The organism is Muribaculum gordoncarteri (assembly GCF_004803695.1).
GTDB classification, from domain to species: Bacteria; Bacteroidota; Bacteroidia; order Bacteroidales; family Muribaculaceae; genus Muribaculum; species Muribaculum gordoncarteri.
In genome coordinates, this window is record NZ_CP039393.1 from 1,452,821 (window position 1) to 1,470,585 (window position 17,765).

14 protein-coding genes are annotated in these 17,765 nt (G+C 47.5%); 10 read left to right on the plus strand and 4 right to left on the minus strand.

From position 1 onward, the window contains the following. Positions 1-169 precede the first annotated feature (169 nt). From E7746_RS06405 to E7746_RS06415, 3 genes are all read left to right on the plus strand, one after another. On the plus strand, positions 170-721 hold the full coding sequence (locus E7746_RS06405; RefSeq protein ID WP_123397161.1) for a DUF4924 family protein: 552 nt from the start codon (positions 170-172) through the stop codon (positions 719-721). 67 nt (positions 722-788) lie between these two features. After that, positions 789-1,661 (plus strand): dTDP-4-dehydrorhamnose reductase, encoded by an 873-nt coding sequence (gene rfbD, locus E7746_RS06410; RefSeq protein WP_123397162.1) that lies wholly within the window; start codon positions 789-791, stop codon positions 1,659-1,661. 34 nt (positions 1,662-1,695) lie between these two features. Then, positions 1,696-3,276 (plus strand): peptide chain release factor 3, encoded by a 1,581-nt coding sequence (locus tag E7746_RS06415; protein ID WP_123397163.1) that lies wholly within the window; start codon positions 1,696-1,698, stop codon positions 3,274-3,276. Between the two features lie 25 nt (positions 3,277-3,301). Here the strand turns inward: E7746_RS06415 and E7746_RS06420 are convergent, their stop codons facing one another. The 3 genes from E7746_RS06420 to rho form a co-directional block, all read right to left on the minus strand. Next, positions 3,302-3,961, minus strand: coding sequence for an HAD family hydrolase (locus tag E7746_RS06420; protein ID WP_136410221.1), 660 nt, complete (start codon positions 3,959-3,961; stop codon positions 3,302-3,304). A gap of 33 nt (positions 3,962-3,994) precedes the next feature. Further along, positions 3,995-6,343: a translocation and assembly module lipoprotein TamL gene (gene tamL, locus E7746_RS06425; RefSeq protein WP_136410222.1), complete on the minus strand. Its 2,349-nt coding sequence runs from the start codon at positions 6,341-6,343 to the stop codon at positions 3,995-3,997. 129 nt (positions 6,344-6,472) lie between these two features. After that, positions 6,473-8,533 (minus strand): transcription termination factor Rho, encoded by a 2,061-nt coding sequence (rho, locus tag E7746_RS06430; RefSeq protein WP_123397166.1) that lies wholly within the window; start codon positions 8,531-8,533, stop codon positions 6,473-6,475. Between the two features lie 699 nt (positions 8,534-9,232). On the opposite strand from rho, the gene E7746_RS06435 reads away from it, so the two are divergent. Continuing rightward, complete coding sequence (locus tag E7746_RS06435) at positions 9,233-11,038, plus strand: IS1634 family transposase (RefSeq protein WP_107681949.1); 1,806 nt, start codon at positions 9,233-9,235, stop codon at positions 11,036-11,038. A 565-nt stretch (positions 11,039-11,603) separates the two neighbouring features. Here the strand turns inward: E7746_RS06435 and E7746_RS06440 are convergent. Further along, entirely contained in the window at positions 11,604-12,170 is a 567-nt protein-coding gene (locus tag E7746_RS06440; protein WP_123397167.1) for a Crp/Fnr family transcriptional regulator, read from the minus strand. Between the two features lie 187 nt (positions 12,171-12,357). Here E7746_RS06440 and E7746_RS06445 point away from each other — a divergent pair, with 187 nt between their 5' ends. From E7746_RS06445 to E7746_RS06470, 6 genes are all read left to right on the plus strand, one after another. Next, on the plus strand, positions 12,358-12,981 hold the full coding sequence (locus tag E7746_RS06445) for a radical SAM protein (protein WP_168184318.1): 624 nt from the start codon (positions 12,358-12,360) through the stop codon (positions 12,979-12,981). A 2-nt stretch (positions 12,982-12,983) separates the two neighbouring features. Continuing rightward, positions 12,984-13,790 carry a TonB family protein gene (locus E7746_RS15095; protein WP_168184319.1) on the plus strand — a complete coding sequence of 269 codons (807 nt, stop codon included), beginning with the start codon at positions 12,984-12,986 and terminating at the stop codon, positions 13,788-13,790. 2 nt (positions 13,791-13,792) lie between these two features. After that, positions 13,793-14,740 (plus strand): carboxypeptidase-like regulatory domain-containing protein, encoded by a 948-nt coding sequence (locus tag E7746_RS06455; RefSeq protein ID WP_136410223.1) that lies wholly within the window; start codon positions 13,793-13,795, stop codon positions 14,738-14,740. A gap of 140 nt (positions 14,741-14,880) precedes the next feature. Beyond that, entirely contained in the window at positions 14,881-16,269 is a 1,389-nt protein-coding gene (locus E7746_RS06460) for a DDE transposase (protein ID WP_136409462.1), read from the plus strand. 200 nt (positions 16,270-16,469) lie between these two features. Next, positions 16,470-16,898, plus strand: coding sequence for a DKNYY domain-containing protein (locus E7746_RS06465; protein WP_136410224.1), 429 nt, complete (start codon positions 16,470-16,472; stop codon positions 16,896-16,898). A 5-nt stretch (positions 16,899-16,903) separates the two neighbouring features. Next, the gene (locus tag E7746_RS06470) at positions 16,904-17,743 is read left to right on the plus strand and encodes a hypothetical protein (protein WP_136410225.1); all 840 of its coding nucleotides are present in this window, start codon (positions 16,904-16,906) and stop codon (positions 17,741-17,743) included. Positions 17,744-17,765 lie beyond the last annotated feature (22 nt).

Genomic DNA, 17,765 nt, shown 5'->3' on the forward strand with positions numbered 1-17,765 from the left:
TGCCGCAATTATTGGCCGCAGCCTAAAGAGCAACGACACGACTCAATCATTCGGCCTCACGTAACTTATGCCTGAAATGTATTGTCAATGTAATGCTTTTAAATTAACTTTACATCCATTACGGATGACATAGCGTTATATAGATATATAAGATTTAAATCCACGATTTATGTATATAGCTTCTCAGAAACGAAAAGAAAACATAGCGGAATATCTGCTATACATGTGGCAGATAGAGGACCTGATCCGCGCTAACGGTCTTGACCTTGACAAGATAAAAAGCAATGTGATCGACAAATACCAGCTGTCGGAACCGCAAATAAAGGAGATGACTGAATGGTATGAATCGCTAATCGACATGATGAGGCGCGAGAATGTGCAGCAAAAAGGACACCTGCAACTAAACAAAAACGTAATCCTGCAGCTCGATGACCTGCATCACGCACTGCTCAAAGACCCGAAGTTTGCCGAATACGGAGCCGAATTTTACAAGACACTGCCCTTCATCGTAGAGCTTCGAGCCAAGCAAGGCGATGAAAAGCTCGATGAAATCGAAACCTGCTTTGCCGCCCTTTACGGCACATTGATGCTGCGACTACAGGGTAAAGAGCTGTCGGCCGACACGCTCAAGGCCATCACTCAGATATCGCGATTCATCGCCATGCTCGCCCACTACTACAAGCTCGACTCCGAAGATAAGCTTTGGAATGACAACGATTAGGGTAATCGGTTCTTTAATTCAATAAAAATTCTTAACTTTGCATCCGCAAAATTTCATTAGACGCATTATGAAAGTTTTAGTAACCGGATGCAACGGACAGCTTGGTCATGAGATGCGGAACATCCTTGAAAAAGAGATGCCCGGCAAAACCATCTACACTGACATCAAAGAACTCGACCTCACTGACGGTGACGCAGTAAAAAGCTTTGTCGAGAAAAACGAGATTACCCACATTGTCAATTGCGCAGCCTACACAGCTGTCGACAGAGCCGAGGAAGACAAGGCCCTTTGTCATCAAATCAATGTGGATGCAGTGCGTAACCTCGCCAACGCTGCAAGCGCTACCGGAGCCAAGGTTGTACACATTTCCACCGATTATGTGTTTGACGGCAAAGCCTATCGTCCCTACAGCGAAAGCGACAAGGTAAATCCCATGTCACATTACGGAACCACCAAGCGCCAGGGCGAAACAGCGCTCATCGCATTGGCCCCCGACAGCGTAATCGTGCGCACAGCATGGCTCTACTCTCCCTACGGCAACAACTTCGTAAAGACCATGATACGCCTCGGTCGCGAACGCAAGGAGTTGCGCGTGGTTGTCGACCAGATAGGATCGCCCACCTACGCAGCCGATCTCGCAGCAGCCGTTTACAAGATAATCGAGTCGCATCAGTGGGTTCCCGGAATCTATCACTTCACCAATTCAGGTGTAGCATCGTGGTATGACTTCACAAAAGCCATACACCGCATAGCAGGTGTGACCGACTGCAAAGTCATCCCCATTCCCACCGAGGACTACCCCACCGCGGCATCGCGTCCGTTCTACAGCGTGCTCAACACCCATCGACTGAGAACCACCTACAACGTGGAGATACCCTATTGGGTCGACAGCCTCGAAAAGTGCATCGCACGCCTGAAGGAAGAAGAGAGCAACAACTAAATCATCAGTAACATCCCATCAACAACCCACTCCATTGGCTACATTAAACGATGAAATAAGCCGCAGACGCACGTTTGCAATCATCTCGCACCCTGATGCGGGTAAGACAACTTTGACCGAAAAGCTCCTGCTCTTCGGTGGTGCCATTCACGTTGCAGGTGCCGTAAAGTCAAACAAAATCAAGAAAACCGCGACATCTGACTGGATGGAGATTGAAAAGCAGCGCGGAATATCGGTAGCCACATCAGTGATGGGATTCAACTACGGTGATTATAAAATAAACATCCTCGACACTCCAGGTCACCAGGATTTTGCCGAGGACACCTACCGTACACTCACTGCCGTCGACAGCGTAATCATAGTGGTCGATGTGGCAAAGGGTGTCGAGCAGCAGACACGCAAACTGATGGAGGTGTGCCGAATGCGCAACACCCCCGTAATCATATTTGTCAACAAGCTCGACCGCGAAGGCCGCGATCCGTTTGAGATTCTTGACGAGCTTGAAGCCGAACTAAAGATTGCGGTGCGTCCCCTATCATGGCCCATAAACATAGGTGCCAAATTCAAAGGCGTCTACAACATCTACGAGCACTCGCTCGACTTGTTCACCCCGAGCAAGACTCAGGTCACCGAACGTGTCGAAATCGAAAATGTCGACGACCCGCGCATCGACGAGGCCGTAGGCGAGAAGGATGCATCAAAACTGCGCGAGGATCTGGAGCTAATCGAAGGTGTGTATCCTGAGCTTGATGTCAACGAATATCTTGCCGGAAAGGTGGCACCGGTGTTCTTCGGCTCGGCACTGAACACATTCGGCGTAAAGGAGCTTCTCGACTGCTTCGTAAAGATTGCTCCCTCACCCCGCCCTGTTCAGGCTGAGGAGCGTCAGGTTAATCCCGAGGAAGAACCGTTTAGCGGATTCGTATTCAAGATTCACGCCAATATGGACCCCAACCACCGCTCATGTATAGCATTCGTCAAGGTGTGCTCGGGCCGATTTGAGCGTAATGCCAACTACAAGCACATACGCTCGGGCAAAATGATGCGATTTGCCGCTCCTACCGCATTCATGGCCCAGAAAAAGAACATTGTCGACGAGGCTTTCCCCGGCGACATCGTGGGTATTCCCGATACCGGAAACTTCAAGATAGGTGACACTCTCACCGAAGGCGAAAACCTGCATTACAAAGGATTGCCAAGCTTCTCGCCCGAGATGTTCAAATACATCGAGAACACCGACCCAATGAAAGCAAAGCAGCTTGAAAAGGGCATACAGCAGCTCATGGACGAAGGTGTGGCACAGCTGTTTGTCAACCAGTTTAACGGACGAAAAATAATAGGCACCGTAGGTCAGCTGCAATTTGAGGTCATCCAATACCGACTCCTCCACGAATACGGAGCTACGGTGAGATGGGAACCGCTATCGCTCTACAAGGCATGCTGGATTGAAAGCGACGACGAGGAGGCTCTCGCAGCTTTCAAGAAGCGCAAGCACCAGTTCATGGCTGTAGACCGCGACGGACGCGATGTATTTCTCGCCGACTCAAACTATGTGTTGCAGATGGCGCAGTCCGATTTCCCCAAGATAAAATTCCACTTCACAAGCGAGTTTTAACTGTGGCCAACAGGGCCTATACAGGTTAATACTCCCTGTTGACAAGCTCGAAAATGTCGTCGGCCGTATTGACTATATGGTCGGCATGATACTCCTTCAACTCTGTCATAGGACGGAATCCCCAGGTCACGCCTACTGATTCTACACAGGCGCGACGCGCCGTTTCCATGTCGACACCCGAGTCACCCACATAGAGCACGGTCGCCTTAGGAGTCGGCGACTTCGACAGGATGTCAAACACAATCGATGGGTCGGGCTTTACGGGGACATCCTCTTTCTGCCCTTCAACGGCAGCCCATTCAAGATTAGGGAAGAAATGTCCTATCAGCTTCTCCACCGCTTCCTGATACTTATTTGAGGCTACGGCTATCTTCACGCCTTTGTCGCGAAGATTTTCCAACAGCTGCGGAATTCCGGGATAAGGTACCGAATGGTCGGCCGAATGCTCGTCATAGTACTCCTTAAAATAGGTGCGCAGCTCCGCTACCGTGTCGTCATTGTCAAATCCCGACGGAAGAGCCCGGCAAAGAAGTTTTTTAACTCCGTTGCCAACCATGGCCGGATAAGCCGACAGCGGATGCTCGGGAAATCCCATCTTTTTAAGCGCATAGTTGGTGGCTATGCCAAGGTCGGCTATCGTATTCAGCAAAGTTCCGTCAAGGTCAAATATAACCAACTCCTTCATAAGTGTAATCGATTTTTTCTTTTAGTTCATTAATTAAAACGGATAACCCACCGAGAAGTGGAATGTGGCATCGCGTCCCCAGCGAGGATGAAATAACGGCCAACGCTCCTGATTTTGCGCGGGATTGTAGGCCTTCATTCCAAGGTCAAGTCGCAACAGGAAATAAGTGAAGTCAAGTCGCAAGCCTATTCCGTAGGCAGCAGCAAGCTCCTTGTAGAATTTATTGAACTTGAACATACCTCCCGGCTGATTCTCATAGTTATGTATCGTCCAGATGTTGCCGGCGTCGGCAAACAATGCGCCTTCCATTACCCAGAACAGTTTGGCCCTGTACTCCACGCTGAGATCGAGCCTGATGTCACCGCACTGATTGATGAAGTCGGTCACCGAGTTCTTGGCATCGTAGCTACCAGGGCCAAGAGTTCTTACGCCCCATCCGCGCACACCGTTGGCACCTCCGGCAAAGAATCGCTTCTCAAAGGGAAGCATTGACGAGTTGCCGTAAGGCACCCCTATGCCCAGTCCGGCATGAAACGCAATCGAACTGCGTTCGTTGAAATTGCGTGTGAACGTATAGTCGGCGTCGGCTTTCACATATTGAGCATACTGTATGCCGAAGACCTTATAGGCACCTTCGTGACGCTTTTGTCCGGTCAACGATGATATTCCATAGAGCAGATTTCCCGCAGCTTCAAATGTAGCCCTGATTGTGAATACCGACGGCTGCAAGGCGTAACGGCGCAATGCACCTGACGCAATCATGCGCTTGTTGGTGCGGTAGTAGCTGTAGCCGGTGCGCATTATGAAGTGATCCTCGTAACTGTAACGAAGCAACGGATTGGACGGTGCAATCTGGTTTATGAAGTCGATAGTGCTGCGCGGCAGATAAACGTAGTTGATGTCCACGAGGTCAAAGCGGTGACGCAGGTTGTTCTGACGGCTGGCCCAATGGTATTTCCAGGCGGCGCCTGCAATTATGCGTGTGTACTCGGGGCGCTCCTGATAGTTGAACGAAACAGCAAACTCAGTAGTGGCTCTCACCTTCTGCTTGAAGTTATAGGAGAGGAACGGAGCCTCAAACTGAGGGAACGTTATGCCAACCTCACCGGCATACTCCATGTAACGGTTATTGATCAGTCCGTTGAAATCGCCCGAAAGGCTTTCGTAGCTTGTGCGGAACTTGGCTGTAAGAAGTTCCGAGCCGCGTGCAAGGTTGCGGTGCTGATAAGTGAGCCCTACACCGAAGCCGAGGTCGCCCTCGGAATTGGTTCCCTCAAGCTCAAGCGAAATACCCTGCTTCTTGCCTCGCGTAAGCAACACGTAGGCATCGAGCATCACATCATCGCCCACAGCCCCCACCTGACGCATGTCGATGTTTACATAACGCAATATGCCAAACCGCCCGAGAGCCTCGTAGGTACGGTCGACCTCCGATGCGTTATAACGGCCTCCGGCCTTCATGTAACAGGCATCGTAAAGCACCTGCGGACGCAGATAACGGTCCTCGCCATAAAGCACCGTAATGTCGCGGTAACGCACCGAATCGAGAGCATGGAAGTCGTAGTTACCATAGTTTTGCCCCGGATTGTAGTCGGTCACGAATATTATATTGCGTATGGTGTATATCTTGTGCAGAGCCGTAGAGTCATTGTCACTTCCCGACAGATGAGGCCGCCTGAGATTCATCGTGAGATTAACGTCACGCGCTCCGGCAAGAGTGTCGGCAGTGAACGTTATGTACTCCTTATTGAATGTGTAATAGCCTTTGTCGCGCAACAGTTCGGTGATTCTTATGCGCTCCTCGTCAAGCTTGTTACGGTCGAGGAGGTCACCGGGCTTAACAGTAAACGAAAGAGTGTCGCTCATCACAATCCCGGCTATCGCCGAATCAGGCAGATTGTAGTTGATTGTGGATATATAATGCGGCTCTCCAGTGGTTATGTGATAGGTGACATCGATTTTCTTCTTGTTGTCACGACGAACCGTGTCGATTTCCACAACTGTGCCCATGTAACCGCGATTGACCAAAGCCTGTCGCAACTGATAGGCCGATGCCTCGGTAAGTGCCTGATCATATATCACGGGCGGCTGTCCGAGCTTGCGCACCCAGCGGTTAAACCACTTGGTGGTGTCGCTGCCTGACATGTTATAGGTGGCAAGTTGAAGTTTAAGAAATCCGAGCACTTTGTGGTTGGGAGTCTGTCGCAGGAAGTTGACCAGTTCGACGGGTGAAATGTCCTTATTGTCCTCTATCTTGATGTCGACCGACTCGACAAGATACTCTCCTTTGGGGACATGCTTGGTCGAGCTACATCCCCAAAGTGATGCAACAGCCAGTAATCCTATAATCCTAAACAGTAGTTTTCCCGATAACTTGCTCATTTCACTTACAAAGTTAATGCAAGCAATTTGCATTGAAAAGATTTTACCGCGATTTTTAGCAAATAGAACGAGAAAGCCCACGAAATACATACGCGGGCTTTCATTATATCAAATCATCGATGTAGTTCATCAGGCATTCATCGACCTCAGGAGTTCATCGTTGTCACGAGTCTTCTCCATTTGGTCGCGCATGAATTCCATTGCCTCAATGGATGTGCGGTCGCTGAGGTAACGACGCAGAATCCACATTCGTTGCAATGTTTCGGGACGCAACAACAGGTCGTCGCGACGAGTGCTCGACGCCATAATGTCGACAGCCGGGAATATTCGCTTGTTCGATAGCTTGCGGTCGAGCTGAAGCTCCATGTTGCCGGTGCCCTTGAACTCTTCAAATATCACTTCATCCATCTTGGAGCTTGTTTCGGTCAACGCCGTAGCGATGATTGTAAGCGAACCTCCGTTTTCAATGTTACGGGCAGCACCGAAGAAGCGTTTGGGCTTTTGAAGCGCATTGGCATCAACACCTCCCGACAGAATCTTGCCCGATGCAGGGGAAACCGTGTTATAGGCGCGTGCCAGACGAGTTATCGAGTCGAGCAATATCACAACATCGTGTCCGCACTCTACCATGCGCTTTGCCTTCTCAAGAACGATACTTGCAATTTTGACATGTCGGTCGGCCGGCTCATCGAATGTCGAAGCAATGACCTCGGCATTTACGCTACGGCTCATGTCGGTCACCTCCTCGGGACGCTCGTCGATAAGCAATATTATGATATATGTATCGGGGTGATTTTCAGCGATTGCATTGGCTATATCCTTCAGCAATATGGTCTTACCGGTCTTGGGAGGAGCCACAATCAAGCCACGCTGGCCTTTGCCTATGGGCGAGAACATATCTACGACACGAGTCGACAGATTGCAGGTGCGACCACCGGTCAAGTCAAATTTTTCGTCGGGGAAAAGAGGCGTGAGATGTTCAAATGGAACACGGTCACGTATAAACTCGGGGGAGCGACCGTTTACACTCTGAACCGAGCTAAGCGGGAAATATTTCTCGCCCTCCTTAGGCGGACGAATCCATCCGTCAACGACATCGCCGGTCTTTAATCCGTAAAGTTTTATCTGAGCCTGAGTGACATAGACATCATCGGGCGACGACAGGTAGTTGTAGTCGCTTGAACGAAGGAATCCGTATCCGTCGGGCATCACCTCAAGCACACCGGTAGCCATCAATATGCCGTCAAAGTTGTATTGCGGCATTGGCGGTTCCTGAACCGGCTGAGGCTGATTGTTATTATTGTTGTTATTATTGCGGTTGCGCTTATTCTTCTTGCCGCCCTGATTATTATTGGGTTGCGGAGCGGGTTCCTGTCCGGGCTCACGAATGACAATGGGGGCTGTTGCTGCGGCTATTGCAGCGGCTGCGGCAGCTTCCTCCTTCTCACGCTGCGAACGTGGCACAAATTTACGCTCGGTACGGAAGAACGAGCCGAATGAACAGTCCTTTCCGGGACGGAAATCGCGTTTTTTGCCTTGTTGAGGAGCTACAGGTTGGTTTTCGTCAACAGGCAGTTCTTGTTCCTGAGCCTGTTCTTCAACAGCCTTAGGCTCGTCGGTAGCCGACGGCTCTTCACCCGACACGGTAACTTCGGTAGCGGGAAGCGGAGCAACCAGCGTCATAATGTCGCGATGATCATTGTCATCGACAACTTCAACATGAGGAGGCAATTCGCGCTCAGGCTCTACAACCGGTTCAACCTTCTCATCGGTAGCATCCTGATCCTTAGGCTGATTCTGTAGAGCAGCCGCTTCTGCCGCCAACTGTTCCTTTGACGGGCGCCCACGACGGCGACGCGGCGGTTCCGCCAACGGTTGTGACTGAACTGTTTCAGCGCCATCGGCGGTTAAATCCTGCGCTACAGGTGCCGACAGTTCGGCTACAGGCTGCTGTGCCGGTTGCTTCTTTTTCTTTTTAGGCTCATTATTTTTAGGAGTTTTGGGCTCTTTAGATGCCTTCTTCTTTTTCTCTACTGCTGAGGCGGCGACAATGTCCTCGGCCTGTTGGTCAAGGATCTTATACACAAGGTCTTCCTGGGACAATGCGTCGACCTTCTTCATACCCATAGATTCAGCAATGCCCTTGAGTTCGCTCTCAGTCATTGCGTTGAGATCGGCGATATTATACATTATAAACTGTTAGATTTTATATATCATTTTATGGCAGGTCGCTATTTTATAGTCATTCCGAGGCTAAAAGCCTCTTTTTAGCGACTAAACCAAGTTGAAACATCATATAGTAGTTAGTGAAGTTCACTCTTTGTGAGGAGTCGGGATGTAGAACCATCCCGCGAGTGATATATGCTTAAAAGCATTGCAAAGTTAATCTCTTTAGCCGAAATAACAAACATTGAGCGTGAAAAGTTTTGCAAAATGCTAATGTTTTATCAAAAAACATCATTTTTTTAATCTCTTTGCTTTGAAGACTGACAAAAAGTCACTACCTTTGCCAAAGAATAGAGACACTTGTTGAACTTACCTTAGACTGTATAATTATTTTACGCTAATTCATCAATGTGATTTATCGGACTAAGGAAAAGGCAACAATCCTCCCGGCAATGACGCTGCGAAGCGAATAGCAGGAGATGAAGTGAAGAAAGTTTTTCTTTCTCAACACTTTAAATCGCTATAAGACAACTATCTTTAGAATCACAAAATCATGCCTTTTGGCTTTAGTCCGGTTCCTCCTTGTTTGAAAGGAGGGACGGGCAATTCGGTAGTTTGACAGTTGCATTTTCATGAATCTTTTTTGCTGGCACGCTTGCACGTGTCAAATTTTATTACTATCTTTGTAGCACCGTGTAGCAATCAACGGCAGGGCGGCATAATATGAAGCTGAAAATAACCAAGACAAAAAAGACTTCCATCCTTTATGTACAGAAGGCATACAGGGACAAGAACGGCAAAAGTACCTCAAGAATCCATGAGCGCCTTGGAACGCTTGAGGAAGTTCGTCAGAGATGCGGAGACAGAGATCCTGTTGAATGGGCCAGGGAATATATCGCCAGGCTTACGGCACAGGAGAAGGAGGGCCGGCAGGTGATAATATCACGTCTGTCGCCCACAAAGCTTATTGAAAAAGGCGAGGCTCAGAGTTGCGAGAGCGGATATCTGTTTCTTAAACGGCTGTACCATAAGGTCGGGATGGACAGGATATGCGAGGCAATCTCACGTAAACATAAGTTCGACTTCGATTTCAACAAAGTTCTGGAGCTGATGGTCTACGAACGGCTTTTGAGACCGGCTTCAAAACTAGGTAATTATCGCAGGAGCGGAAGCTATATCGAGCCTTTTGATATAGAAAAACAGCATATCTACAGGAGTCTGGATATCCTGGACAGACACGGTGAATACATCCAGAAGAGACTTTTCCTTAATTCGTCAAAGGTTGTCGAACGGGATACGACCGTCATGTACTATGACTGCACCAACTATTTTTTCGAGAGAGAATCTGCCGATCCGGACTATGTGACAGACAAAAAAGGGAACGTTCATGAACGTATACGCAAGTACGGAGTCTCCAAGGAACATCGACCGAACCCCATCGTACAGATGGGTATGTTCATCGACAACTCCGGCATGCCGGTTGCGATGTGCATCAATCCCGGCAATGCCAACGAACAGACTACCTTGATTCCAACTGAAAAGATTATAGTTGAGAAGATGGGGGTCAGCAAGATTGTAGTCTGTACAGACGGAGGTCTCTCTTCTGAAGGCAACCGGTCATATAACTCCACAGCAGAAAGATCATTCATAACGGTGCAGTCAATAAAGAAACTGGAGGATAATCTCAGGGACTGGTGTCTGGAACCGACAGGATGGAAACTTGTAAAGTCCGACACGGTACAAAAAGACAAGCGGTACCGGGATGCAGACGAGGATGAACTGGAGTTTGACCTGACTGATGCCGATACTGCCCGTTATTACGGAGACCGCACTTTTTATCGCGAGCGTTGGATTGTCAATGAAAAGACAAAGTTCTCTCAAAGATTGATTGTGACATTTTCATACAAATACCGCGACTACCTCCGATTCCTGCGTCAACGCGAGATTGACAAGGCTGACAGCAATGCACGTGGAAACAGGACATTGACCAAATCTTATAAGAGCCCTGACAGGTTCCTTTCCGAGACCTACGCCACAGAAGACGGCGAGGTTGCGGTATTCAGAACCGTCTCCCTGAATCTTGACGCCATATCAGAAGAAGAAAAATATGACGGCTTCTATGCGATATGTACGGATCTGTCTGACAATGTGACGAAAATCATCGAACTGAACCATAACCGCTGGGAGTCGGAGGATGCCTTCAGGGTCATCAAGACTGACTTCAAGGGTCGACCCGTCTTCGTCTGGACGGCGGAACACATAAGGGCCCACTTCATTGTCTGCTTTATCACACTACTGCTCTTCAGAATAATGGAAAAGGAACTGAACTATAAATACACATCCTCCGCTATAATTGAGAAACTACGGTCAATGACTATGAACATAGTCAAGGGAGAAGGCTACAAGCCTAACTTCACACGGGATGATCTTACCGATGACCTACATGCCAAAGCCGGCTTCAGACTCGACACCGAGATTGTTACTCGTCAGAAAATCAAACAGATTATTGCTAATATTAAAAAAGGTTAAATATAGATAACCCCATTCCAGTGCTACATATATAGACCCTTTTGCACATGGCTTCACGCCAATGTACAAAAGGGTTTGCTCGTTTTTGGACTGTAAAAGATGGGAAAGTTAATCTCTTTAGCCGAAATAACAAACATTGAGCGTGAAAAGTTTTGCAAAATGCTAATGTTTTATCAAAAAACATCATTTTTTTAATCTCTTTGCTTTGAAGACTGACAAAAAGTCACTACCTTTGCCAAAGAATAGAGACACTTGTTGAACTTACCTTAGACTGTATAATTATTTTACGCTAATTCATCAATGTGATTTATCGGACTAAGGAAAAGGCAACAATCCTCCCGGCAATGACGCTGCGAAGCGAATAGCAGGAGATGAAGTGAAGAAAGTTTTTCTTTCTCAACACTTTAAATCGCTATAAGACAACTATCTTTAGAATCACAAAATCATGCCTTTTGGCTTTAGTCCGGTTCCTCCTTGTTTGAAAGGAGGGACGGGCAATTTTTTTATCCCCCACCCCGCAATCAGCAGCAAATCCACCATGTCACCGTGCGCCGGCATCATTATATCAATCTGTATGCTCCGTGAAAATCTCACGAAAGCGGTGGAGCTGGCGGCGCGAGATATTGAGGTATGAGGCGATTTCACCCATAGATACAAGTTTATGGATATTAGGAAATCGCTCTATCAGTTGTCGGTAACGTTTGATGAGTGAATAATAGTAGCTGTTAAGTATAGTTTGGTGCGCTTGTAGGAACAAGGACTGGACAAGCCGCAGATGAAGTTCCGGATTATTCTCAATGTATATGCGAATCTGTTTTGTCGGGACTACCATCACATCGGAATCTTCCAGTGCTATGATATCAGTGGTTATTGGCCGGTTGAACATTGTTGCCGAGTAGTTTGCCAACACTGCATTTCTGAATACTAAACCAACGACTTTATGATTACCTTCGCTGTCAGTCAACGTATGCTTGAAGCCGCCGGTCTTTATCCAGCCGCAGAATTTCAACTCTTCGCCGGAATGCACGAAACATTCACCTCGACGGAAATGCCGAAGCTCACCATGACTTTCGCATATATTTTTCCAAAAAGCGAAGTCTATATCTCGCTCAAAGTCGTTAAACTTCTCCATAGTGCAAATTTATCATTTTCTTTATGATGTTATGCCATAAGATATTCTCAATATTGAAGAAATCAGCATAAGTGTGACATTTGTCACACTTAAAATCAAATATTCTCACTAAATTTGCAATGTATACAATCAGTTATCATCTTATTGGATAGCAAAGTAAGAATGACTGCCTAAAATATAGTGCAATATGGGAATTAGCCTCTCAAAGATCATAGGCGTGGCGCGTCACCGTCTTTCCACCGACGGCGACGGCGTGACAACGCTTGTGGCTTTTCATGGCTGTCCTCTCCGTTGCAGATATTGTCTTAATCCGCAGTCGCTGGGCGACGGAAGCCGATTAAGAGAGTATTCGCCGCAGTCGCTTTATGATGAAGTGAGGATTGATGAATTGTATTTTCTCGCCACAAATGGCGGCATTACTTTCGGCGGCGGCGAGCCTTGTCTGCGCCCCGATTTCATCAGTGAGTTTCGTGGGCTTTGCGGTCCGGCCTGGCAAATCAATCTTGAAACATCGCTTAATGTTCCATCGGCCAACATCGAGGCGTTGCTCCCGGTTGTCAATACTCTGATTATCGACATCAAGGATATGAATCCCGACATTTACCGTAACTATACGGGGCAGAGCAATGACCTTGTTCTTGACAATCTACGCCTGATTGCGGAGTCCGGACGCCAAAGCGACTGCATAATCCGCATACCGCTGATACCCAACTATAACACCGATACCGACCGCGAGGCAAGCCGCAAGGCTCTTGAAGCACTCGGCTTCAACCGATTCGATCTATTCACCTATCAAATCCGCAAACACTGACTATGGCACGAGGAAAGCAGACCTGCAAGATATTGAAAGAGATACGTCGGCAGATTGCCGAGGCAAACGGCATCGAGTTCGCTACATCGGAATGTCGCTACAAGGGCGACTGCCTCGGCACATGCCCCAAATGCGAAGCCGAAGTCCGCTACTTGGAGCAGCAGCTCCGCGCCCGCTCCCTTGCCGGGAAAGCCGTTGCCATTGCCGGAATCTCAGCAGGGATGATTATCATGTCGGGGTGCAGCGGCACATCATCATCGAATCAGTCAAACGAAACATTGCAGGGCGAACCGATCGAAATAGCTGATACATTGGATTTCGAGGGCGAAATTGATGAGGAATGCTTATTATCCAAAACCAGAGATACAATTTTCAATTCTGCAATCGAAGTTTCAGGTATCAAAGAAGGTGAGATAAGCCATGATCCTAATGAAGTAGTAACACAAGGTGAAATGCCGGAAGAGCGGCCGAAAAATCCGGATGAAAGTGGAATTTACAGTTGTGTTGAACAGCTGCCACAATTTCCGGGAGGTCCCGCTGAAATGTTACGTTTCATAGGTCAACATTTGAAATATCCCGAAGAGCAATTAATGGAGGAGATTCAAGGTCGTGTGGTAGTACAGTTCTATGTTGACACATTAGGTCGTGTTTGTGAGCCGAAAATAGTACGAGATAAAGATTCTGCTCTTGACCGTGAGGCTTTACGGGTAGTAAGATTATTCCCTAATTTTACTCCCGGCATTATTAATGGCAAAAAAGTCAACACATATTTTACTCTTCCCATTACATTCAAATTACCCCCAGATTGATTATGGCACGAGGAAAGCAGACCTGCAAGATACTGAAAGAGATACGCCGACAGATTGCCGAGGCTAACGGCATTGAGTTCGTGACATCAGAATGTCGCTATAAGGGCGACTGCCTCGGTACGTGCCCCAAATGTGAGTCCGAGGTTCGCTACCTTGAGCAACAACTCCGCGCCCGCTCACTTGCCGGGAAAGCCGTAGCCCTTGCCGGAATATCGGCGGCTTCCATCGCCATGCTCATGCCGATGACCTCTGAGGCCCAGAACGTGCAAGAACCGCAGAACATTTTGAAAGGGAACATACCGGCAATGACAGATACAATAACCGTCAAAGGCATTGTGCTGAGTGGCGACACGTTGCCCGACGGTACTATTTCAAAAGAGCCATTAATCGGAGCGACTATTTCAAATAGACGCACTGCGTTAGGTGCCATATCCGATTTAGATGGTCATTTCGGATTACCGGTCTGCATCGGCGATACATTGAAAGTGGAATATGTCGGTTATGAACCGCAGACGATTGTCGTAACCGAGAATATGAGAACCGTAGAAATCACACTTACTCCGGATTATAATGCGTTACCGGGCGAATTTGTTTTTGGTGGTGCTATTTCAGTTAAAAGGGAGGAAAATCATTATCTTGACCTCAATGTGAAAGATGAGTATGGCAATCTGATGGAAAGAGATAAATTGGATATTTCGAGAATTTGGATTGATGAGGACGGAGAGGAAGATTACGAATATCTTTCACCGGAATACCTTGACGAGAAACATTCATGCCGTATTTATTGGGATTATGACTATGGATTGCAAGACGAAGATGGCAAGCCGCTGAAAGAAGCTACTCTCCGCATCGAGGCAGAGGGTTACGATGACCCGGTAACAATCAAGGTCAAATATCCCAAACGCAACGCCAAGAAAACCATCAAGTTCAAACATAGAAAGCAGAAATAGTGATGAAGATATATTTAGGGATACTCAGTTAATTGCCAACTAATTGTTTGCCAAAGTCGTAGATATTTTGTAACTTTACAATGAACCCCCGATGGACCCATCACGGGCTTATTCGGGGGTAATTCTTAAAATAATTGTACGTGAAGTTACGAAAAATATCCGAGATTACGGCCACGTTGCCGTTTACCGAGTTCGATTTCATGCAAAAATATCGCGAGAGTTTTGCCGTAAGCGAGCTCGGGCGCATCCATGCGCAATTGCCATTGAAAGAACTGGCAGAGAAAATCCGTTCGCATTTTCCCAAAACGCATCCTCAGGGCAACACTCCGATGTTCCCGCCGGAGGGAGAGGTGGCGCTGATGTTTCTCAAGCCATATACCGGACAGTCGGATGACGGCCTGATCGAGATGCTCAACGGCAGTATACACATACAGATGTTCTGCGGGGTGCTCATAGATCCGGCCAACCCCATAAAGAACGGCAAGATAGTCAGTGCTATCCGTCAGCGTATAGCCGGAGCTCTTGATATCAAAGAACTACAGAAATTGCTGTATGACAAGTGGGGCGGTTTGTTAAAAGACAAGAACCTGTGCCTGACCGACGCCACCTGTTACGAGAGCCATCTGCGATTCCCGACAGATGTAAAGCTGTTGTGGGAATGCTGCGAGTGGATTCAATCACTTATAAAAAAGACCTGCAAGGCGTTGAAGGAACGGTTGCCACGCAACAAGTATCGTGATATTGACCGCGACAGACTCACCTATGCCAAGCATCGCAAGCACACCAGGGCGGCAACCGCCAAACTCCGCCGTCGATTGCTCGGCCTGCTTTCCAAACAGATAGGTCAATGGAACAGAATCTGCAAGATACACACCGTTGACATCACGCTCACCGCAGAGCAAAGCAAGCGTCTCAGTGCATTAAAAGAGGTGTATCGCCAGCAGAGCGCACTTGCTCAGAAAAAGGAGGTGAAACACCGTATCGTCAGCATAGACCGTCCGTACATCCGTCCTATTGTCAGAGGCAAGGAGAACAAGCGAGTGGAGTTCGGAGTCAAGGTCAACAACATCCAGATTGACGGAATTTCATTCATCGAACACCATTCCTTCGAAGCCTTCAACGAGGGCGTGAGATTACAGGAGTGTATTGAATATCAACAGGAACTGACCGGTATCAAAGTGACCAGGGTAGGGGCAGACACCATCTATGCCAACAACGACAACCGGCGGTATTGCACCGAAAACGGCATGACGACCTGTTTTGTCCGCAAAGGCCCGAAGCCCAAGGATGAAGATGCTGACATAAGCACAGCCCGACGAATAATCGGGACACTGCGCTCTACCGCCATGGAGGGCAGTTTCGGTAATCAGAAACAACACTACAGCGTTGGCCGGATAGCGGCACGCAACTCCCGCAGCGAAACCCTGCTGCTCTTTTTCGGCATCCACATGGCAAACGCCGCAACACTTGCCGCCCGACAACTCGCCATCGAAGAAAAAGAGAAGCAGTTACAAAAACAGCGAGCGTGAAAAATCATACTGTCATCTCATCTCCGAAGCACATCGGAGGCGAATCAGTGTATCCCTATTTGTCCGAAATGTCATATTTTATCGCCGAGAATTGAAAATTTGCCCTCATAATCAAAACAGCACCGCCATAGGGCGACCACGCTCCATTTTCAGCTTGATAAATCAAGCCATTAACTGAATATCCCTATTTATTGATAATAATGTCAGCCTTAATTTCTTCTTGCTCTTATCGCAGTGATAATATTTCCGATAAAGGCGAGTGGGTAAGCGTGCCTGTCGATAGTTTTGCAGAAGGTTACAATAATATTGGCGGACAGGTTTATTGGGGATATATAGTCGGAACGGATTTCACTGAAAAAGAGAATGTCGGCGCGGATAGTGAAACATTCCGTGTGTGCAAAGGCTCGGAGTACGCCAAAGACAAGTATCATGTATATTATCCGCAAAATGAGGTATGCTTTGACGGCTTAGATTGCGCTGGAACTGTCGCAGAGGAGATAGTGCTTAGAGGTGCAAAACCGTCACAATTCAAATATATTGGCAATGGCTATGCTGTTTCCGGAAACAAGATGTTTCACGACGGCGAAGTGATTGAATGGAATGACAGTATCGCAAATCTCAATTTATAGCCGCTATGTCCGATTCTCTCCGATATAAGATAGTGCTGTGGATGGTGTGGGTGCAGATCGCGCTCCTACCTGTTGTCATCTTGATGATAAACGTGACGAATAGCGGCGTGATGTGGCGATGGAATTTAATCAACAACCTTTTAGTTGTAGGTTATATTCTCGGTCTGCTCGTCCTACCTGTCAGCCGAGGTCTTGAAAAACCGAAATTTCTGAAATGGTGGTTGAGAATAGATTCCTGGTTTTCGATCATTCCCGCCATTCTTATATTGCCGCTGTTATTTTACTGTGGCCGACATTTTATTGTGGCTGAAGATGGCGATTATGTGCTTTATGAAAGTAGAGGTGTTATGATGGCTAGATTAGGCAAAAAAGAGGGTCTGTTCATTCGCGAACTGTCACATAGCATCAGACTGTATGATTATGGAAACAGAAAAGTCGACTGTTTCAAAGTCGACACACTGAAAGGTTGCATGTATGGACTGGAGTACGGGGCATCGCCTACCGCATGGGTTATTCCTATTGATTCTGCACGTTATCATCGTCATGCCAGTGACATATCGGTTCTCATTGACAGTCTGTATCAAGTCCAGCCGTTGTTGTCGCAAAAATATTACGGTACATTTGTTTTCCCAGACAACTTCGTTGAAATTAATTACGAAGGAGGAGAAATAGTGTATGAAGATTCCATAACTTATAATATTGATTTTCTTGGAAAAGATAGTTTGAGTGTGACGATTTTTAATAACGACTTTACCCAGTTGTCATTCCCTAAAAATGCTATTGGCAATCTCTCACCGCAAGAAGTCAGAACTTTCATAGAGGTACTGAAAGGAGGCCAACGATGAAAACATGGATTAATACAATCAA